Annotated in this window: 15 protein-coding genes and 2 pseudogenes; 3 read left to right on the forward strand and 14 right to left on the reverse strand. The window is 61.4% G+C overall.

Features of this window, described 5'->3' with window-relative positions; translation table 11 throughout:
* Positions 1-1,056, forward strand: a complete 1,056-nt coding sequence (locus J8C01_RS11245) for a serine/threonine protein kinase (protein WP_211432994.1) — start codon at positions 1-3, stop codon at positions 1,054-1,056.
* 217 nt (positions 1,057-1,273) lie between these two features.
* On the opposite strand, the gene hpnE is transcribed toward J8C01_RS11245, so the two are convergent.
* From hpnE to J8C01_RS11265, 4 genes are all read right to left on the reverse strand, one after another.
* Positions 1,274-2,662 (reverse strand): hydroxysqualene dehydroxylase HpnE, encoded by a 1,389-nt coding sequence (hpnE, locus tag J8C01_RS11250; protein WP_305879283.1) that lies wholly within the window; start codon positions 2,660-2,662, stop codon positions 1,274-1,276.
* A 69-nt stretch (positions 2,663-2,731) separates the two neighbouring features.
* Positions 2,732-3,097 carry a LysM peptidoglycan-binding domain-containing protein gene (locus tag J8C01_RS11255; protein ID WP_211432995.1) on the reverse strand — a complete coding sequence of 122 codons (366 nt, stop codon included), beginning with the start codon at positions 3,095-3,097 and terminating at the stop codon, positions 2,732-2,734.
* A 20-nt stretch (positions 3,098-3,117) separates the two neighbouring features.
* Entirely contained in the window at positions 3,118-3,492 is a 375-nt protein-coding gene (locus J8C01_RS11260) for a hypothetical protein (protein WP_211432996.1), read from the reverse strand.
* A 298-nt stretch (positions 3,493-3,790) separates the two neighbouring features.
* A complete protein-coding gene (locus tag J8C01_RS11265) occupies positions 3,791-5,035 on the reverse strand; it encodes an acetate/propionate family kinase (protein WP_211432997.1) in 1,245 nt (414 codons plus the stop codon).
* Between the two features lie 354 nt (positions 5,036-5,389).
* Here J8C01_RS11265 and J8C01_RS11270 point away from each other — a divergent pair, with 354 nt between their 5' ends.
* On the forward strand, positions 5,390-7,222 hold the full coding sequence (locus J8C01_RS11270; protein ID WP_211432998.1) for a tetratricopeptide repeat protein: 1,833 nt from the start codon (positions 5,390-5,392) through the stop codon (positions 7,220-7,222).
* 12 nt (positions 7,223-7,234) lie between these two features.
* Here the strand turns inward: J8C01_RS11270 and J8C01_RS11275 are convergent, their stop codons facing one another.
* Positions 7,235-8,155 (reverse strand): hypothetical protein, encoded by a 921-nt coding sequence (locus J8C01_RS11275; protein ID WP_211432999.1) that lies wholly within the window; start codon positions 8,153-8,155, stop codon positions 7,235-7,237.
* 27 nt (positions 8,156-8,182) lie between these two features.
* Positions 8,183-8,881, reverse strand: a complete 699-nt coding sequence (locus tag J8C01_RS11280; protein WP_211433000.1) for a WG repeat-containing protein — start codon at positions 8,879-8,881, stop codon at positions 8,183-8,185.
* Positions 8,882-9,090: 209 nt separating this feature from the next.
* On the opposite strand from J8C01_RS11280, the pseudogene J8C01_RS15385 reads away from it, so the two are divergent.
* Positions 9,091-10,065, forward strand: a pseudogene (locus J8C01_RS15385) (CofH family radical SAM protein); the annotation flags it as partial.
* A 50-nt stretch (positions 10,066-10,115) separates the two neighbouring features.
* Here J8C01_RS15385 and J8C01_RS11285 read toward each other — a convergent pair.
* The 8 genes and pseudogenes from J8C01_RS11285 to J8C01_RS11320 form a co-directional block, all read right to left on the reverse strand.
* Positions 10,116-11,567: a circularly permuted type 2 ATP-grasp protein gene (locus J8C01_RS11285; RefSeq protein ID WP_211433276.1), complete on the reverse strand. Its 1,452-nt coding sequence runs from the start codon at positions 11,565-11,567 to the stop codon at positions 10,116-10,118.
* A 186-nt stretch (positions 11,568-11,753) separates the two neighbouring features.
* Positions 11,754-12,356 (reverse strand): hypothetical protein, encoded by a 603-nt coding sequence (locus J8C01_RS11290; RefSeq protein WP_211433001.1) that lies wholly within the window; start codon positions 12,354-12,356, stop codon positions 11,754-11,756.
* A gap of 243 nt (positions 12,357-12,599) precedes the next feature.
* Complete coding sequence (locus J8C01_RS11295; RefSeq protein WP_211433002.1) at positions 12,600-13,211, reverse strand: DUF2059 domain-containing protein; 612 nt, start codon at positions 13,209-13,211, stop codon at positions 12,600-12,602.
* 124 nt (positions 13,212-13,335) lie between these two features.
* Positions 13,336-13,974 (reverse strand): hypothetical protein, encoded by a 639-nt coding sequence (locus J8C01_RS11300; protein WP_211433003.1) that lies wholly within the window; start codon positions 13,972-13,974, stop codon positions 13,336-13,338.
* Positions 13,975-14,107: 133 nt separating this feature from the next.
* On the reverse strand, positions 14,108-14,989 hold the full coding sequence (gene hpnD / locus J8C01_RS11305) for a presqualene diphosphate synthase HpnD (protein WP_211433004.1): 882 nt from the start codon (positions 14,987-14,989) through the stop codon (positions 14,108-14,110).
* Positions 14,990-15,002: 13 nt separating this feature from the next.
* Positions 15,003-15,929 carry a squalene synthase HpnC gene (hpnC, locus tag J8C01_RS11310; RefSeq protein ID WP_211433005.1) on the reverse strand — a complete coding sequence of 309 codons (927 nt, stop codon included), beginning with the start codon at positions 15,927-15,929 and terminating at the stop codon, positions 15,003-15,005.
* A 187-nt stretch (positions 15,930-16,116) separates the two neighbouring features.
* Entirely contained in the window at positions 16,117-18,870 is a 2,754-nt protein-coding gene (locus J8C01_RS11315) for a response regulator (protein ID WP_211433006.1), read from the reverse strand.
* 85 nt (positions 18,871-18,955) lie between these two features.
* Positions 18,956-19,545, reverse strand: a pseudogene (locus tag J8C01_RS11320) (BsuBI/PstI family type II restriction endonuclease); the annotation flags it as partial.
* Positions 19,546-19,618 lie beyond the last annotated feature (73 nt).

Raw genomic sequence — 19,618 nt, forward strand, 5'->3', positions numbered from 1 at the left:
ATGACCGTACCCTACGCAAGCCCCGAACAGGTGCGCGGGGAAGCCGTGACCACGGCGACGGATGTCTATGCGCTGGGCGTCCTGCTGTATGAGCTGCTCACCGGCTGCCTGCCCTTTCATGTCGAGAAGGTCAGCGAAGGAAAGCCATCGTTGGAGTACCTCATTCAACAGGTCGAGCCGCCGCCGCCCAGCGTGGCGGTGCGGCAGCCGGAGAAGATGCTGAAACCGTCCAGTTCACCAGCCGAGGTCCGGCCAGCGTCCAGCCGGGAACTGGCCGGCGACCTGGATGCCATCGTTATGCGGGCCATGCACAAGGACCCACCGGCGCGGTACGCCTCAGCGGAACAGTTGGCCGCCGACATCGAGCACTATCTGCAGGGATGGCCCGTGCTGGCGCGCGGTGCGTCAGCGCGCTACCGGCTGCGGAAATTCCTGCATCGCCACCGGGTCACAGCCGGACTCACGCTGGTGTTCATCACCGCGCTGGCCGTCACCACCGTCATTTCACTCCGGCAGGCCCATCTGGCCGTGCTGGCCGAGGAGCAGGCCAAACGGCAGTTTCAGGAAACGTGGTCGCTGGTGCGCTCGAACATCTTCGAGCTGCACGATGCCATCGAGCGGCTGCCCGGCTCGACTTTGCCAATATGGGAGAAGACGCAGACCATCCGGCGGAAGCTCTCGCGCAGTGGCAGCGTATCGAAGCCTATCGGCAAAAATTGCAGGAAGTCGGTTCTGTGGCAACGGAAGCTCAGGGGCTTCAGGCGGAAGTGCCCCTCAACCTGGCAAGATTGGCCGTGCAGTGCGATGCGTTGGCTGTCGGCTGGCAGGCGGTCCAACGGCTGGAAGCCATCATCCCCAACCTGCCGGATGACCTCCAGCGGGTGCGGTATTGGCGCACGCTCGTGGAAGCCTACCGACGCCTCGGCAATCCCGGCGCGTCCCTGGCGGCCAAAGCCCGGTTGGCGCAATGGCTGGCGCAGTCCGGGACCGAAGGGGCATCGCCCGCGGTCCTTGGAACGGCGGCTGATCTGTATCTCGATACGTCGCTGGGGCTGACCAATCCCCACCGGGCGCTGACGCTGCTGCGCACTCTGGCAGCATCTGACGCACTAGGGAAAGAAAGCATCCAGCCCTTGTTCATCAAGGCCCTGGAACAGGTTGGAGATGAAGCCGGAGCCAACCGTTACTGCCAGACGTACGCAGAAATCACACGGGCGCTGGTACAGGACGCGCCGTAGCGGGGCGCGCCTCTGCCCCGCGTCGCCCGTCCGGTTCAGCTGGCAGAAACGGCTGACCAGTGCACCGGCAGACTGGACTCTCCGGAAGCAGGAACAGAACACGCGGCCCAGACCCGCCCGGCACAGGTGTGGCCGCTGACGACGGCGCTCTCGATGGTGGCCGGCAGCCCGGTATCCGTCCAGTCACCGGCCAGGTACAGCCCGGCGATACCGGTTTCGTGCGCCGGGCGGAGCCTTTCGGCCGCCGGGGTCGCTGCAAAGGTGGCGTGCTGTTCCTTGATGACCCGCGCGTGCACCAGATGCGCTTTATTGACCTTTGACATAACCCGGTTGAGATCAGATAAAGCCAAATCAATCAAGGCTTTAGATGGCAATTGCGCCGTTTCGCGGGCGGCGCTGATGACGAGCGAAACGTGATAGTAAGGTGAAACCGGCGTCGTCAGCGCGCGTTTGTCGAAAGCCCACTGCATGGTTGTGCCCAGCAGTCCGACGAATGGCGCTTCCAGCACCGGACGGTCAAACCACAGGTTGACCGAAACGATGGGTGAACTGGTCAACTGCGCGGCGGCCGGAATGAGTGTCCCGGCGTACCGGGCGACATCGTGGTAGGGGGCCGTACTGATGCAGGCATCGCCGGGCAACATTTCACCGTTGGCCAGAATGACGCCCCGGAAGCGCCCCTGCTCGACGGCAAGGGCTTTGACGGTGGCCTGGCAGCGTACGCTGCCGCCCCGCGCCTCGATAAAACGCTGCGCCTGCCCCGTGTAGAGTTCACTCAAACCCACCGTCGAGACGGCCAGCCTGGCATCCTCAAAGCTGCCTCCGAAGCCCTGCTGGAGCACCCGCATCAGCAGGACGGCGGCCGCCCGTTCCGGGGTTTCATTGAGTGTGGCCATGATGAGCGGGTCCCAGAAGCGTCTTCGCATGCGCGCCGACTGTCCGCAGTCGTCCAGCCACTCGGCTGCGGTGAGATCGGCCAGGCGCGTCCGGTAGTGGTGTTTGTGGCGGTACAGGTTCCACCCCAGCCGCAGCAGTCCGAGCTTGTCACGCAGCGACAGCCCGCCCAGTCCGAGCAACCCGCCCAACAGGTGCAGCGGCGCCGGAAGCGGCGGGCACCGGAACGACGCCGCGCCTTCCGGCGCAAGGAAGTCCACCCGTGGGGCGTCAAAGGTGCGTACCAGGTGGCGGCTGCCGATGCGTTCCAGAAAGCGCAGCGTTTCGTGGTAGCAGCCCATCATCAGGTGCTGCCCGTTGTCCACGGTGTCGCCGGTCACTTCATCCCGGAACGAATAGGCGCGGCCGCCCAGTCGTGGGCGGCGCTCCAGTACCGTGACGCGCACGCCCCGTTCGGCCAGCGCCGTCGCGGCGCTCAAACCGGCAAAACCCCCGCCAATGACAATGCAGTGAAATGGTCGCATCACCATGTTGCAGGAAAAAGGCGCGCCACATTGCGGAGCGCGCCCTGCCCACGTTCAAGCGGTAAACGTCTCTGCTCAGGGAATCCGAATGACCTGTCCGGGATAGATCAGATCGGGATTTTTGATGGTATCGCGGTTGTGCTCATAAATGTTTTGCCAGGTCGTCCCGTACTGTGCGGCAATCCTGCTCAGCGTGTCGCCGGGCTTGACCGTGTAGGTCTGTCCGCTGCCCTGACCGTCGGCCGTGATGGCAAACACCAGATCGCCTGCACTCAGGGAGGGGTCAATGATCTGCCAGGCCTTGAGCATTTCCTGCTGGACGGCGTCAGTTGTTGAGCCGGAAAGCGTCAGGACGCCATTTTCCTCCGAAGCCGAGAAATTGGCGACGCCGTGCCGGTACGCCATATCAATCAGCGCGCGGTATTTTTCCGTTGCAGACATGATGTGCCCTCCTTGATCCCTTATTGTTCAGTCAGCTCGTCGGAAATGACTTTTTTTGGCTTGGCCGAACCGACGGCGGCCAACGCCTGTGCCTTTTTGCCCTTTGGTACGGTGCCCTTGACCGTCGCCTCACCATTCATGACGGTGACGGTCACGCCCGTAATTTTTGCCTTTTGCAGGGCAGCCTCAATGGCGCTTTGGAGCTGGATGTCTTCGGGAGATGGTTTTGGCGGTTCTGGTGCAGGGGGTGGCGGTTCCGGGGCCTTTTGTTGCGTCGGTGGTGGTGCTTCCGGTTTCTTCTCTTCGGAAGAGCAACCGCTGGACAGCACCAATCCGGCGGCAACAACCAGCCCGAGTGTGGCGGTTGCCAGTCCTGAATGGCGACGAATAAGCATGGGTTCTGCTGGCTCCTGAGGCAGTGATGAGGTAAAGCGGGCGCACGCTAGCATGGCTGTCAGACTTTGCCTAGCGCCGGGGAGAGAAGGTAGGGAATGGTATGAGGAGAGAGGGGCTCAATCTTCTTGGGTTTGCTGTATGGAAGCCACTCAGGTCGGAACCAAAAACTCATCAAAGTCCGCCCCATTCGCCTTCCCAACCCTTACCTCCTCACGCGGAGCTTCGGAGAGGTGATTCTCCACGGCTCCGCATGAGGAAGTCAGTCTGGCGGAGCGGATGGCGTGTCATGACTGTGGTTCAGTAGGGATTCGGGACGCCCGCCACACAGCGCGCCGTGTCGCGGGCAATGAGCAACTCTTCATCGGTCGGGATGACATAGGCCGCCAGACGGCTGCCTTCGCGGCTGATGACGCCTTCCCTGCGGTTCACGAGCGCCTGGTTTTGCGCCGGGTCGAGTTCGAGACCAAACCACTCCAGCCCCTCACAGATGCGTGTGCGGACTTCAGCCGCATTTTCCCCGATGCCACCGGTAAAAACGACGGCATCTGCGCCGCCCATTGCAGCCAGGTAGGCTCCGATGTACTTCCTGGCCCGGTAGCAGAACATTGCCACCGCCAGTTTGGCGCGGCGGTCGTCATGCTCGTGGATTTCATCGAGCAGGTCGCGCATGTCGTTGGTCAGCCCGGAAACACCCAGCAACCCCGACTGTTTGTTGAGCAGCGCCTCGATTTCCCGCGCCGTGAAACCTTCTTTCATTTCAAGGAAATCCACAATCGAGGGGTCAATGTCGCCGGCACGGGTGCCCATCATCAGCCCTTCAAGCGGCGTGTAGCCCATGGAGGTGTCCACTGACGCCCCGGCCTTGATGGCACAGGCAGAACACCCATTGCCCAGATGGAGCGCGACAATGTTGGTTTCTTCTCGTGATTTCCCAGTCAGTTGGCGGTAACGATAGGCCACATAGCGAAAGGAAGTTCCATGGAAACCATACCGCCGCAGCCTGTGCCGCCGATAAAGCTGGTAGGGCAGGGCATAGAGATAGGCCACTTCGTTCAGGGTTTGATGAAAGGCTGTGTCAAAGACGGCCACCTGGGGAAAACCAGGACCGAACACTTCCGCCCCGGCCCGAATGCCCTTCAGATTGGCCGGGTTGTGCAGTGGCGCCAGATCAATGCAGGCCTCGATGCCACGGATGACCTCATCCGTGATGAGCGTCGAGTGGGTAAAGCATTCGCCGCCGTGAACCACCCGGTGGCCGATGGCGTGGATGTCCGCAACGCTCTGGACTTCCGCAATCCCTGATTCGCCGGAACAGGCCCAGCGCAGGATTTGTTCGACAGCCTGGCGATGGTCGCGGACCGGGGCGGTTTGGCGTGAAACCTTGCCGTCCACGCGGAAGGTCAGCACGGCCTCGCCGCCGATGCGTTCGATGATGCCGGAGGCCAGCCGGCGGTCGGCGTTGTGCTCGATGGCGTCCACGTCGGTGGCGATGATTTGAAACTTGACCGACGAACTGCCGCAGTTGAGAACGAGAATGTTCATAGTTCCAGGCCCTTCGGAAGGAGTCTGTCAGAGGAAGATGTCAGAACGTGCAGTATGACCGGCGCCGCCTGGCAGACTGGACGGTTGCCTTCCAAAGTCGCTGTTCTCCAACCGGAGGCGGGAACATAACGGTCGCTTTGGTGCATGGCCCGTGGTGGGTGGCTTCCTGCGCGGTGTCGTTGGGGGGTGCCCATAGCAACCCCTCGTTGCCATTCTGTTTTTCAAGTAGGATTGAAGGCAACGTCTGCCCGCGCAGGCACGTCCACGTACCTGTGTGTCACCGACCTTCACCGAACGACAGTCTCGAAAGCGGCGACAAAGAAAAGCGGCGACAAGCGACGAGGAAACCATCCCATGCGTGCCCTGATCCTGCTTTGCATGACCCTGTGGCTCGGCGCTCCGGCCGTTGCCTTCCCGTCCCTCCCCGGCGCTCAGGGGGCGGCCGCACCGGATGCCCTTGCGGCCTACAACCAGGCCACCCAGGCGCTGTCGGCCGGAAAGTACGAAGAAGCCATCCAGTTGTACACCCAGGCCATCGAGCGGAAGGCAGACTTCCCGGAAGCCTACAACTGGCGCGGATTCGCCTACCGTGCCACCGGACGGCGCGAAGAAGCGCGCCGGGATTTCGACCGCGCCATCCAGTTACGCCCCAACTACGCCAAAGCCTATGAGCTGCGCGCCCTGACGCTCTATGAACTCGGCCAGTACGCCGATGCCGTCAAGGACTACACCGAGGCGTTCAAGCTCGATCCCAAGTCCCAGTCCAATATCGGCTACCGCGGCCTGTGCTATTTCGGGCTGGAGCAGTACGACGAGGCCATCCGTGACTTTGATGCCGCCATCAAGGCCAGCCCCCGTGAAGCGCTCTGGTTTGTCTATCGGGGCCGGGCTTACGAGGCCAAACGCGACAGCAAGCGCGCCCTGTCGGATTATGAGCAGGCGTTGCTTCTCGATCCGAACAACGTCCGGGCGCGGACGGCGCGGGGTGTGGCGCTCTATGTGCAGGGGCAGTACGAACGTGCCATCGCTGATTTCGATGTGGCCCTGCGCGCCGAACCGAACAATCAGGACCTGCTGGCCTACCGCGGCCAGGCCCACATTGAACTCAAACGCTTCGACCGGGCGGTAAAGGACTTCGATGAACTCGTACGGCTCGATCCCAACAACGCGCGCGGCTACGTCGGACGCGGTTTTGCGCGCTACCAAGTCAAGGACTATGCACTGGCGAAAGCGGATTTTGACCGCGCGCTGGAACTTGACCCCAACACGGGCAAGGTCTTTTGCTACCGCGCCATGACGCACCGTGAGATGGGGCAACTTGAAGCCGCCGATGCTGATTTCAGGCAGTGCTTCACGCTCGATGTCGGGCAGAAAACTGTGTACGGCAAGGCTGCTGAGGATGTGGCCACACAGCTTGAGGCGGCCACCCCACCGCCCGACCCACCCCGCCGCCAGCCGCCGGATGACCGTGCCGAACCGCCGGACGACTCTGCCGGGCGGCGTGGGCGTCCACGGCGGGTTGTAACCGGGATGCCTCCCGGCCAGGATACCGAGCCGCTGCCGGATGACCAGCCGGCGCGTCCGGCTTCGCCGGGGCGTTCCACGCCGCGCCCGAACCCCGCCCCAACCGATCCGGACCCGCTGCCGGGCGGCGGGATGACCACCGGTGGCTCATCTGCCGGCATGGTATCAAGCATCGGGAACACTCAGGCATTGGCTTTTCTGCGGGCGATTCGGGACGGCAACGAAGCGCGCGTGCGGCAGATGCTTCAGCAGGGGATGTCGCCCAACGTGGTGGCAGCCAACGGCATGACGGCACTGATGATCGCGGCCGATAGTGGCTACGGGCGGATTGTCCAGGCATTGTTGCAGGCGCAGGCCGATGTCAGCGCGGTGGACAGCCAAGGACGAACGGCGCTCATGTATGCCGCGCGCACCGGCAACATCGAGTGTGTGACGGCGCTGCTCAGTCGGGGTGGCATCGGGGTTGATGCGCAGGATGAAGAAGGGATGACGGCGCTGATGCACGCCGCTGACCGGGGCCACCGGGCGGCCGTACGGGCGATTCTGGCCCGGCGTCCCAACATCAATGTGCGCAGTCGCACCGGGATGACGGCCTACACGCTGGCCGTGCGCAACGGCGACATCGAAATCGTCAACGCCATCCGCGCTGCCGGCGGCCGCTAGTGGCTGCCGGCTCTACGGGGCGGCGGCGGCTTTCCGCGCCGGCTGGGCCGTCAACTCCCGCAGCAGGGCCACAACACCGGGTTTACCTTCGCCGATGAGTCGGGCGCGGCGCGCGCGGTAGTCTTCCAGTACCGCCAACGCCCGGGTGCGCAGGTGTTTTTCCTCGTCGGTTTCCGCGCTTCCTCTGGGAACCGCCCAGGTAAATCCGCCGGTAGCCCGCGTCTGGGTCGGGATGTGCCGGAAATCCCGTTCGACGAACTTGCCGGTTTCCGCCTGAGAGATTCCGGCCGTGACGAAGAAATCCACGGCGGCGTCGGGATAGCCGAAAAGATAGCCGTAGCCCCGCCAGCGGGCGGCCGGCTCCGCCTGCTCAACGGTGTGTACAACGGCCATCGGGTGCGCGTTGGGCGTCAACCCGAAAGAGGCAAAATAGGTCGGATGGGCCCGGATGGCCCGCTCCAGAGCCGCGCGGTTGAAGACCACACCTTCAGCATAGCGCTTCCCGTCATACACGGCCGCAAAGGTGAGCACATCGGCATAAAAGCGGTCGCCGCACCGGAAACGGGCCAGCAGGGCGCGCGTTGTCTCGATGTCGGCCAGTTCCGGCTTGGCAACCTCGAACTGAAAGCGTACGTAGCCACTGCTCATCGGCTTGAGATCGGCGGCAATGGTGTACAGGGCTTCGGAATCCAGCATGGCCAGAAACAAAGCCTCGGCGCGGGCGCGTTGTTCCGGCAGCAGGCCGTCCAGCGAAAAACAGTCGGCCCACGCGGCCGCTTCTTGGGTGCGGGATTGGGCCTGAAAGCCCTGTTGATGTTCCTGAGCGCGGGCCGTGCTGGGGGCTGGCCACGCGCCGAACGACGCCAGCAGCAGTGCCAGCGCTACGCATAGCCAAGTGCGGTGCGGAAAGTGGTCGGAACGGTTCATGAGCATGGGGCAGAACCAGCGGGCGAGGCCGGGTCAGTGTTTGTGCGGCTTTCCGCCTTCGTGGCCTTCCCTGGAGCTTTCTTTGGGACTGTCCTTCTGAACCCAGAGCACGCGCCCGGTGCGGTCAATGTAGGCCGTCCGCTTGTCCACCACGACCTGCGCCACCCCGCCCATGAAGCGGTGCGTGTGGGAAAACTGGGGCGGAATGACCATCTTGCCGGTGCGGTCAATGTAGCCGTAGAGATTGCCGACTTTGACCGCGGCCAGTCCCTCGGAAAAGTCTTCGGCATCGTCAAACTGCGGTGGAATGACCATCTTGCCGGTTTTGTCAATGTAACCGTACTTGCCGTCCTGTTTGACCCACGCCATCCCTTCCCGGAAGGCATAGGTGCTGTCAAAGATGGCTGGAATGACGAGCCTGCCCGTGCGGTCAATGTAGCCGTGCTTGCCGTTGATGCGTACTCCGGCCAGCCCTTCCCGGAAGCCAAAGGTGTTTTCGTACTGGACGGGAATGACGACCTTGCCGGTGTTGTCAATGTAGCCAAATTTGCCGTCTTCCCGAATCCAGTAGAGCATGTCTTCCGTGGATGACGTTGGCGCCGTTTTCTGTTCCGAAGCCGCTTTTGCAGCGGCAGCTTTGGGGGAACGGGGTTTTTCCTGTGCCGTGGCGGCCATTGCCGGCAGCCCGATGAGAATGACCGATGTCAGTACACGATGCAGGAAGTGATGCATGGGACAAAGACCTCACCAGAGACGTATGTTGGTTGTCATTCGCCGGCTGCCCACTATAAAGCCGATGTTTCTGGATGGGAAGTCACAGAAACAGGAAAGATACGAAATACAGCCGCGCTTGTGACCCCCGGGGCAACGTGGCAGACTCCACGACCGCTATGGCAAAGGTGACGGCTGTTCTGGAAAAAGCACTCCGCTTTGAGCCACTGATGCCGGCGGAAGCCCGGTTGTTGCTGGGGACGACGGATTCGGCGGCGCGGCAGGACATTTTTGCGGCCGCGCAGGCGTGCAAGCAGGCGCTTGTGGGGCCGCGTGCGACATACGTTGTCAATCTGAACCTCAACTTCACCAACATCTGCGCCCTGCACTGCACCTTCTGCGCCTTTCGCCGCGAAGCTGACGCCCGCGAAGCCTATGCCCACAGCATTGACGCCGCCGTGGAGAAGGTTGTGTGGTATCGCCGGGAGTACTCCATTACTGAAGTGACGATTCAGGGTGGACTCAACCCGGCCCTTCCGGTCAGCTACTACTTTGACCTGCTGCGTGCGCTCAAACAGACGTGCCCGGACGTGCACCTGCACGCCTATTCGCCGCAGGAAATTGACTTCATCCAGCAGCGGAGCGGCTGGACGCTGGGCCGGATTTTTGATGCCCTGCGCGAGGCCGGGCAGGGCACGCTCTGCGGGACGGCCGCCGAAATCCTCGTCGAACCGACGCGCCATAGAATCTGCCCGGAGAAAATCAGCGGGGCGCGCTGGCTGGAAATCGTCCGGGCGGCGCACCGGGCCGGCACACGCACGACATCCACCATGCTGTTTGGGCACATCGAGTCGCTGGACGACCGGGTGGCGCACTTGGATACCCTGCGCCGGTTGCAGCGCGAGACCGGCGGTTTGACGGAGTTCATCCCGCTGCCGTTCATTGCCGCCAAATCACCCCTGGGGCGCGCCGTGGGTCGCCGTGAAATTGACGACGAAGAAGTGCTGCTTGTGTTGGCAGTGGCCCGGCTGTTCTTCGGATGCGATCTCATGCATCTGCAACTCGGATGGGTCAAACGGGGGCTGGCGCTGGCCCAGCGCAGCCTGCTCTGTGGCGCAGATGACTTGGGCGGCACGTTGCTTGAAGAGGAAATTTCCAACCGCGCCGGATCGCGGTTTGGCGCATACGTCCCGGCCGAACGCCTGGCTGCAACCATTGCTGCGCTGGGGCTGGAGCCGGTTCAGCGGACAACCACCTACGGCCGGGTCAGGTCGTGGTCATCGGCCAGCACCCAGGTGTCTTTGCTGCCGCCGCCCTGTGAGGAGTTGACCACCAGCGAGCCACGGCGCAGCGCCACGCGCGTCAGTCCGCCGGGCAGCACGAAGATGTCTTCGCCATAGAGGATGTACGGGCGCAGGTCCACATGGCACCCCTCGATGCGGTCGCCGACAATCGTTGGGACGCGCGACAGGCGCAGCGCCGGCTGGGCAATGTACTCCTCCGGCCGCGCCAGGATGCGTTCCCGGAAGGCATCGCGTTCCAGCGCCGTCGAAGTCGGGCCGACCAGCATGCCGTACCCGCCTGAGCCGCCGGTCGTTTTGACCACAAGCTGCTCCAGATGATCGAGAACGTAAGCCCGCGCTTCCGGGTCGCGGCACAGGTAGGTCGGCACGTTTGGCAGGATCGGCGTTTCGGACAGGTAATAGCGGATGATGTCGGGAACGTAGGCGTAGATGGCTTTGTCGTCGGCGACGCCCGTACCGGGGGCATTCGCCAGTGCGACCCGGCCGGACCGATAGACCTGCATCAGGCCCGGGACGCCCAGCAGGGAATCCGGGCGGAAGGTTTCGGGATCGAGAAACGTATCGTCAATCCGGCGGTAAATGACATCCACCGGCTTGAGGCCGCGGGTCGTCCGCATCTTGACCAGCCCGCCGTCCACCACAAGATCGCGTCCTTCCACCAGTTCGACACCCATTTGCTGCGCCAGGAAGGAATGCTCGAAGTAGGCAGAGTTCGCCACACCCGGCGTCAGTACGACCACAGTTGGGTCAAGGATGTGCTCCGGTGCCAGCCGCTTGAGCGTTTCAAGCAGCTTGCTGGGGTAGGTTGAAACCGGGCGAATCGTGGCCGCTTCAAAGAGCTGCGGCAGGGTGTACTTCATCACCGAGCGGTTGCCGAGCACATACGACACACCCGACGGACAGCGCAGGTTGTCTTCCAGGACGTAGATTTGCCCGTCGCGGTCGCGGACCAGATCGGTGCCCGTGATGTGGCACCAGATGTCGTGCGGCGGACGCAAGCCACGGCAGGCCTCGAGATACGCCGGATTGGTGAGGACAAGGTCAGAGGGGATGACGCCATCGCGCAGAATCCGCTGTTCGCCGTACACATCGGCAATGAAGGCATTGAGCGCCCGAATCCGCTGCTGGAGACCGGCTTCAATCCAGGCCCATTCACGGGCAGCAATGACACGGGGAATGAGGTCGAAGGGAAAGATTTTCTCGACGCCGTCCGGGCTGCCATAGACGTTGAAGGTGATGCCCAGGTGCAGCAGGGACTGCTCGGCCGTGGCCTGCCGCCGGAGGATTTCCTCATCGCGTAGCAGGGACAGCGTTTGCATGAGGAAGGCCGCTTCCGGGCGCGGCACACCCGGCATCAGGAACATTTCATCATAGAAGTCACCAACATCGTAGTCCTCGAACATGACCGTGACCTGATCGTGCCGGGCGCGCCGTCCAGGCGCGGAACAGGGCGTCCCCTGGGTCGGGGCCGGATTCTGCGCCGACTTGGGGCTGGACGATCTCTCTGCCAAGGGTTGCCGGACAACCATAGCGAACCCGCTGCTTTGTCGTCCAGTCAGCGAACGGAGCTGCCACGGTGGGCTGTCCGCTCAGTTCAGCGGTGGTCGCTCCTGCATACGACGCATGAGATCGTCCATCAGGTCAGGGAAATGGGCATTGACACGCTTTGTGGTCACTTCGCCGCCGAGGTCTATCAGTGTCGGAACGCAGTCGGAAAATTTCTGAAAAGCCGGAAGGCGGGAGAAAACCTTGTACTGTCTGGTTTCCTCCTCATCAAAGAGCTGAAGGTAGTTGGCATCGTTGAGTCGCTCTACGTCAGGCAGATTTTCAAGAGTACTGAACATCTTCTGTCCGGCGCTGGTGTTCACAATGGCCTTGAGCTGAAGCAACTCGCGTTCTGAAAAATTTTCAACCAGATACCGTGCCATCTCTTCGGACATAAGCGATGCTGAAACATGCTGCTGGAAGAAGTCGCGGAAGATATCGGTATAACCACGCATTTCAGGTGTGGTACGTATTTCTTTGAGTAAAACGCTCATCATTTTGCGTTCGCAGATGGTGGGTAGCTTTGTCAGGGCGAGCAGTTCCTGCGCAAGCGGAAGATTCCTGGCACGTTGTTCCGGGGCAGGCTCCGCCGGGGAGGTCGGACGGGGAGGTGCGTCCGGCTGAACAGAGGAGACCGGCGGACGCACCCGGCGCGGCCGGACTTCCTGCTGCGCAGGGATTGTGGCGTACAACAGCCAGACCAGCCCAAAGCTTGCGAGCCACGTCACAGATGCCCTGAAACGACAACCGGAAGACGGAAGCGTAGAAGCTGACATGGGACGCTCCTTTCAGAGGTCGAGCGGGTTGGTAAGGATGTATCTGGCAGTCATCAGGGGGAGCCGCCGGAAGAACATTCGTTGCCGGGCTGAACACTCCCAAAAGGGAAATGTCTATGGTTTTGGCTGTTGTTCCCGAGGCTGGAGGACAAGCTCCTTGACAAAATCTTTTTCCTGAAGCTTGAACTGCTCCTGAAAGCTCTGCATTCCAATCCGAAGCAACATTGAGGTGTAGTCAGAAAATCTCTGAAAGACGGTGAGCCGGTAGAACGTTTGAAACTCTTTTTTCTCCTGTTCATCAAAAAGGTCAAGGTAACTGGCTTTCCGGACCCGATCATCTGTCGGCAGGGTCTCAAAGCTGGTAAACATTTTGCGTCCGGTGCTGGTATCCAGGATAGCTTTGAGTTGGCGTAGTTCCTGCTCGTCGAATCTGTCAGCCAGATACTTGGCCATTTCTTCTGAAATGATTTGTGTCGAGATGCGATCTTCGAGAAAGTCACGAATGATGTTTCCCGCTTCACGCATTTCGGGACGTTTACGTATTTCCTTCCGCAGGATCCTGATAGAGGTCTGCTTGACAAGGGAAGGGAATCCGGTCAGTTCAAGCAGTTCCTGTGCGGCCATAAAGTTGATTTCACCTTGGGTCCGGTTTGGCGTCGCCCGACTATCGGCGGGAAGGCTGGAGACTGGCGCTGGCGAGCCGGTTGGTTGACTGGAGGTGGTCACGGAACGTGTTCTTGACGGCTGGCGGCTTTCCTGTTGGGCTGCAACCGGCAGGGACGGCCAGAACAGACCAAGGAAAACCAGACCGAGGACAGGCTTTGCCGGGGTATGTAGGGACACCATGGCTTCAGTCTCGGGGCAAAGGTTGTTCCTTTTGGTAACGGTACATCTCGTCGAGCATCTGGCGGAACAGTTCATCGCGGTTCGACTCAAGCTTTCCCGTGACGATTTCTGCGCTGATACCAAGCAACATGGCAGACCGGGCAGAAAACTTCTGAAAAGCGGGCATCCGCAGGAACATCTCAAACTGTTTGAGTTCCTGTTCATCAAAGAGACGCAGGTAATCCGGGTCGTTGAGTCGCTCTGCCTGGGGAAGGTTATCAAAGCGATAAAATAGCTTCCGCCCGGCACTGGTCTTCGCAATGGCTTTGAGCTGGAGTAATTCCTGTTCTTCGAAGTTTCGCGCCAGGTAAGCAGCGATTTCTTCGGAGAGCGCTTCATCTCCCGCACACTGTTCGATGAAGTCCATAAAAATGTCGGCTTGCGCCTGGTACTTGGGCGGTTTTTTACGGAGGTACTCCTCAAAGGCATCCAGGATCTTTCGGACACAGATGGTCGGCAATCCCGTTGCAACAACGAATTCACGGGCGGCGATGAGCCTCTTTTCGCGCTGGTCACGGCTGAGTGCGGACGGACTGGCGGCAGGTGAAGTGAAGTCCGGCTGGGAGACTGGGACTGGCTGGCTGGAAGAGACCGGCGGACGCACCCGGCGCGGCCGGGTTTCCTGCTGCGCAAGGTCCGTAGCGTACAACAGGCAGACCATCCCGGCACCAACCAGCCATGTCGCCGCTGGCTGGAAACAACGACCGGAAACCTGAAGCAGGATGGGCGGCACGGGGCTACTCCTTTCCAAAGGGCAACAGGCGCGACTTGAGCAAAAGCGTTGCCGCAATCAGCGCTTTCTGAAGCTTGGACAGACGTGGGCGATGGTGAAAAACATTAAACCGCATCGCCTCCATCTGGTCGAGCAGTTTGAAGTAAATCGTCGCCATGATTTCAGCCGCCACCATGGCGGGCCGGTCTTCACGGCGCAGCGCTGCCAGGGCCTGAAAGCGAAAACGGCGCGCCCGCGCCGCCTGCTGTGCCGCCAACTGGATGAAGGATTCGTCGTAAACCCCGGCCCGCAAAGCTTCTTCCGTCACGCCAAACCGGGCCATTTCATCGAGCGGCAGATAGACCCGCCCCCGGGCCGCATCTTCCGGTACGTCCCGGACGATGTTGATAAGCTGGAGTGCCTTGCCCAGATGGATAGCATAGTCGCGGGCGCTGGCGTGCCGGTAGCCGAAGATTTCAATGCACATCAGCCCAATGACCGAGGCGACGTGATAGCAATACTCATCCAGTTCCGCAAATGTCGCGTAGCGGCGGCGCACCAGGTCCATTTCCATGCCACGGATGAGCGCCAGAAAGTGCTCTTCGGGGATGGGAAAGGTCTGCAGGATGGCTTTGAGTTCGCGGGCTACCGGATGGCGGGGGGTTTGTCCGTTGAAGCAGGCATGGATTTCGCCGCGCCAGCGGTCGAGTTCCCTTTGGGGGTTGGTGGTGTCCACACTGTCGCCATCCACGATGTCGTCCACGATGCGGCAAAACGCATAGACAGTTTCAATGGCACGCCGTTGCGCCCGGGGCAGGATGAGAAACGAGTAGAGGAAGTTAGTACGTGAACGGTGGGTGATGCCTTCCGCAACAGCCGTGACCGAAGGCTGGAGTGTATGGTCCATTGGTGAACATCAATCAGGTTGGTATCTGAAGCGTCGTCGGTGGGGTGGTGGCCGAAAACGTTGCCCGGCGAAAGGCGCCCAGGGCCAGGGACGCCTTGGCGCGCAGGTCAAGCGTCGGTCGCCGCTCAAAAACGTTGAACTCTATGCGGCGCAGCGCCTGCAGAATGTGCATACCACCCAGCCAGATAAGGCGCAGTTCAAACCCGAAGCGCCCAGGGACGAGTCCGCATAAGGGGCGGCCGCGCTCAAACAGCGCCTCGGTGCGCGCCGCCAGGCTGGACATCAGGTTCACAAAGGCCGGTGTGTAGCGCTGTGCCTGCAAATCGGCTTCGCAGTAGCCATGCCGTGTCATCTCCTCCAACGGGAGATACACCCGGTTCTGACGCAGGTCCACGGCCACATCCTGCCAGAAGTTGGTGAGCTGGAGCGCCGTGCAGATGGCATCCGACATCTCGTGCCACACCGGATCGCGGTGGCCGAACAGCAAAAGCATGAGCCGCCCGACCGGATTGGCTGAACACCGGCTGTAGTCCAGCAGGTCCTCGAACGTCGCATGCCGCGCGCGGCGGACATCGAGTTCAAAGGCGTCAAGCAGGTCGTGGAAAAGCTGTTGTGGCAGGTTGTGCGTTTGAATGGTATGGCCCAGGGCCAGAAACACGGGGTGCGTGGGGCGGCCCACGGTGCAGGCTTCGAGCTGGCAGCGCCAGTCGGTCAGGTTGGCGAGCCGCTGGGCGGCCGGCGTTGTCCCCTCGTCGGCAAAGTCATCAGCAGCGCGGGCGAAAGCGTAAATGGCATAGACGTGCGGACGCACGTTCTTGGGCAGGATCAGTGAACCGACAGGGAAGTTTTCGTAATGGCCAAGAGCGACGCGCTGGCAATAGGCATAAGCCGCTTCAAGGGAAGGGGCGCCAGGGGAAAGCTGGAGCGATGAAGATGACACGATGCAACCTGCCGCCTTAATCAGCGATAAGGAACCGTGGGGCCAGTCAGGAGAGCTTGCGGCCAAACCGTTGACCGGCTCTTTCCCCTACCACGGACGATATTTGTTAATGCTGCTTGCCAACGTCAAGTCTGTTTCAGCAGGTCGGTTGTGATCAGAAAGCCACACTGCACTGGCAGACGCAGCGCTAGCCACGCGGCGGAGGGGCAGCGGCATCCGGCTGCAGCGTTTCATCAAAGGCACACTTGGTAGCCGCAAGCACTTCTTCCACAGCCCGGAATTGCTCGGGCCACGTGCTGGTGTCCGGTGTTTTTTCGAGGCGTTTGAGCACCTGTGCCAGTTGGCGTGCGCCAAGCTGGGCGGCACTGCCGTAGAGACGGTGGGCAATGGCGCGCACCTCTTTGGCCTCCTGCCGTTCAATAGCGGCGCGCAATTGCTGCATCTGAGCTGCGGCATCGGCCTGAAACGTAGCGATAATCTGCTGTGCCAGTTGCTGGGCGCCGTGGCTTCCGGGGGTGATGCCGGTGCCAATCCAGAACGCATCCGCATCCAGCAGGGCGGCCTCACTTTCCGCGTTTTCAGTCGGGATTTCTCCGGTGCGGTGTTCCAACTGTGCGGCTGGTGTCGGCTGTGAAGCCGCGCCCAGTACCCGCTGCATCACCTCTTCGAGGTCTTTCATCCTGAAGGGTTTGGCCAGGTAGTCATCCATCCCGGCGGCCAGGCAGCGGTCGCGTTCGCCGGCCAAGGCATTGGCCGTCAGTGCAATGATGGGCACGTGGCGTCCCAGTGTGCGTTCCTGCTCCCGAATGTGCTGCGTGGCGGTGTAGCCGTCCATTTCAGGTAGCTGACAGTCCATAAGAATGGCGTCCGGTGGCTGGGTCTGGAGCCGTTCGAGGGCTTCAAATCCATTGACCGCCACACAAACCTGGTAGCCGAGGATTTCCAGCATGCGGCGCACCACCTGCTGGTTGATGACATTGTCTTCAACCAGCAGGACGGTTTTCGGCTGGCCGCCCTGGGGGGGGGCGCCCCTGGGTTGGGCGACATCGGGCCGGGGTATGCTCGTGGGTGTCGTGATGGTGGGGCGTGGGGTTTCCTGCGAGTTGGTCTTCGTGGCAGGCAGGCGGGTTCGGCCCAACGCCGTCCGAAGCGCTTCCTTGAGTGCCGTCATCCGTACCGGCTTGGCAAGGCAGGCCGCTGCCCCCAGCCGCTGGAGTTCGGCCGGGTCGGGCAATGGCGGCGGTGTGAGCAAAATGCAGTCCAAGGTGTCAAAGGCCTTTTCCGCCCGAATACGCTGTAGCAGCGACAACCCATCTATCGCCGGCAGGTAGGCATCCAGCAGCGCCACCCGGAATGGCTCGCCCTGCGTCACAGCTTCCTGTAGAGCGGCGAGAGCTTCCTCTGGGCTGGCCACGACTTCGCAAAACATGCCAAAGTCGGTCAGCAGTTGCGCCAGCACTGTGCGGTTGGTGGTGTTGTCGTCCACAACCAGCGCCCGCAACCCAAACCACATTTCGTAAGTGGAGAGCGGCTGCCCCGCCTCGGCTTTTTCGAGCGTGGCGGTAAACCAGAACGTTGAACCCTTGCCCACTTCGCTTTCCACGCCTATCTCGCCGCCCATCATCTGGACGAGCCGTTTGGAAATAGCCAGTCCCAGACCCGTCCCGCCGAAACGGCGTGACCGCGAGGCATCCACCTGGGCAAATGCCTCAAAAATGTCTTCCTGAAACTCTTTGGGGATGCCAATCCCGGTGTCGGTTACGGAAAACTTCAGGGTGACGTGGGTTGCGGTTTCAGCCTGCTTTGTCACCCGCACGACGACTTCGCCCCGGTCGGTGAACTTCACAGCATTGCCCACGAGATTGAGCAACACCTGCCGCAGCCGGCCGGCGTCGCCACGAAGCTGTTCGGGCACATCGCGGTACACCAGCGTGACGAGTTCAAGGGATTTCTTGCGGGCCGTGGCGGCCACAGTCTCCACGGCCTGCTCCACAGTGGCCCGCAGGTCGAAGTCGCTCACCTGGAAATCGAGCTTGCCGGCTTCAATCTTCGAGAAATCGAGAATGTCGTTGATGATGACCAGAAGCGACTCGGCGCTGTAGCGGATGGTTTCAGCCAGGTCTTTCTGGTTGGGAGCCAGGGGCGTACGCAGGAGCAGTTCGCTCGTGCCCATGATGCCGTTCATCGGCGTACGGATTTCGTGGCTCATGTTGGCCAGGAAATCGGATTGCCGGCGTGCCAGGGTCAGGGCGGCATCACGGGCGTATTCGAGTTGGGAAAGAAGTGTGCGGCGCTTGTTGAGTTCACGCGCCACGATGAAGTAGGCCACAACGAGCAGGGCTGCGATGATGCCCACGCTCGCCAGGATGAGCCACTCCAGGGCTTCGGCACTGCTGCGCGCCAGCGCCAATGCTTCCCCCAACTGTTTTTGCTCGATCTGCACAATAGCTTCCAGCGGTTGATCCATGCGCTCGGCCAGGGCGTTGCCGGTAGGGCCGGGCACCGCCTCGAACGCTGCTTCACGGTTGGTCCGCCGCAGGGCAATGACCCAATCCAGGTAGTCCTTGCCTTCAAGTATGACCTGTTCGAGTTGCCGGATGTATTCCCGTTGGGAGGGATGATCCCCAACCTTGGCCTGAAGTTGGAGCAGGATGTGCTGAATCTGAAAAATCTGCTGGGTGGCTTCCGCGACGTAGGTTTCTTTGCCGGTGATGACATAGCCGCGGACGTGAAGGCGCGTACGCAACGCGGCTTCACGGGCATCTGCCGTCAGGTGCAGTACTTCCAGACTTCGTGCCACCCGGGCCTCGGCTGCGCGCAACTGTCGCACGAGGTTGGAGCAGGCCACGGCCAGCCCGCCGATGATGAGCACCACAAGGGTAAACCCGGCCATCAGGCGACGGCTTGTAAAGCGAAGGGCTTTTTGAAGTGTTGGCGACATACAAGCTCCGGGTCGAACCGACCCCGTTACCGGTCAATTCAGCCGTGGAATCCTGTCCGCTCCAGCCGGTTGTCAGCCAGACCTGTCATTCATACGGACCAGGAAAGCGTTCGCCGTTGAAATGGATAATGTGACCTGGCGCTTCTGCGACCCAAACCTCCGTCTCCCATGCGATTTCGGAGAGATACCTGGCCATCGCCCGACGGGTAGGGAAGGCGGTGACGGAAACCAGGCCAGCCGGGACCTTTTTGAACAGCTCCCTGAGTTCGTGCTGACGCTTGACGTTGATGGGACCATGACTGGTGACGGCCTCGATGAGAACAAGCCAATGCTTCTTCGGCAAATGAACGATAACGTCTGGCATTTTGCCATGCTCATCAAGCACCGCTCTCCCTGGTGTCAGCCTGCTCAGCCACGGTTCACCACCTCCCTCACCAGGCGGTCAACCTCCGCCTGGTCAGGAAAGGTTGTGCCGATGTGCTGGCCAATCCGCACCAATTTGTCTCTTGCCGGATAGCGCAGTGAGCGGAGGTCAGTGGCGTTGACCTGGGTATGACCGCTGAACTGGCGAAAGTAAGTATCCACGAGGGTCGAATTGAGAAACGCGGCAAGCCCCCTGGCCAGGTTCACCGGCAAACCAGCGCCTCGTACGTGGTAGAAGTTCAGATGGTTCTCGAAGGCGACCTGTTCTGCTGGAGGAAGACGGAGATAGGGAATCAGCCTGGGATCGATCTCAAAGGCTGTAATG

It is taken from the genome of Chloracidobacterium sp. D, from assembly GCF_018304685.1.
Taxonomy (GTDB): Bacteria; Acidobacteriota; Blastocatellia; order Chloracidobacteriales; family Chloracidobacteriaceae; genus Chloracidobacterium; species Chloracidobacterium thermophilum.

Bases quoted from the DNA above. Each gene is read 5' to 3' on its own strand.
- J8C01_RS11245 (WP_211432994.1), top strand. From the start codon at position 1: ATGACCGTACCCTACGCAAGCCCCGAACAGGTGCGCGGGGAAGCCGTG.
- hpnE (WP_305879283.1), bottom strand. From the start codon at position 2,662: ATGGTGATGCGACCATTTCACTGCATTGTCATTGGCGGGGGTTTTGCC.
- J8C01_RS11255 (WP_211432995.1), bottom strand. From the start codon at position 3,097: ATGTCTGCAACGGAAAAATACCGCGCGCTGATTGATATGGCGTACCGG.
- J8C01_RS11260 (WP_211432996.1), bottom strand. From the start codon at position 3,492: ATGCTTATTCGTCGCCATTCAGGACTGGCAACCGCCACACTCGGGCTG.
- J8C01_RS11265 (WP_211432997.1), bottom strand. From the start codon at position 5,035: ATGAACATTCTCGTTCTCAACTGCGGCAGTTCGTCGGTCAAGTTTCAA.
- J8C01_RS11270 (WP_211432998.1), top strand. From the start codon at position 5,390: ATGCGTGCCCTGATCCTGCTTTGCATGACCCTGTGGCTCGGCGCTCCG.
- J8C01_RS11275 (WP_211432999.1), bottom strand. From the start codon at position 8,155: ATGCTCATGAACCGTTCCGACCACTTTCCGCACCGCACTTGGCTATGC.
- J8C01_RS11280 (WP_211433000.1), bottom strand. From the start codon at position 8,881: ATGCATCACTTCCTGCATCGTGTACTGACATCGGTCATTCTCATCGGG.
- J8C01_RS11285 (WP_211433276.1), bottom strand. From the start codon at position 11,567: ATGTTCGAGGACTACGATGTTGGTGACTTCTATGATGAAATGTTCCTG.
- hpnD (WP_211433004.1), bottom strand. From the start codon at position 14,989: ATGGACCATACACTCCAGCCTTCGGTCACGGCTGTTGCGGAAGGCATC.
- J8C01_RS11315 (WP_211433006.1), bottom strand. From the start codon at position 18,870: ATGTCGCCAACACTTCAAAAAGCCCTTCGCTTTACAAGCCGTCGCCTG.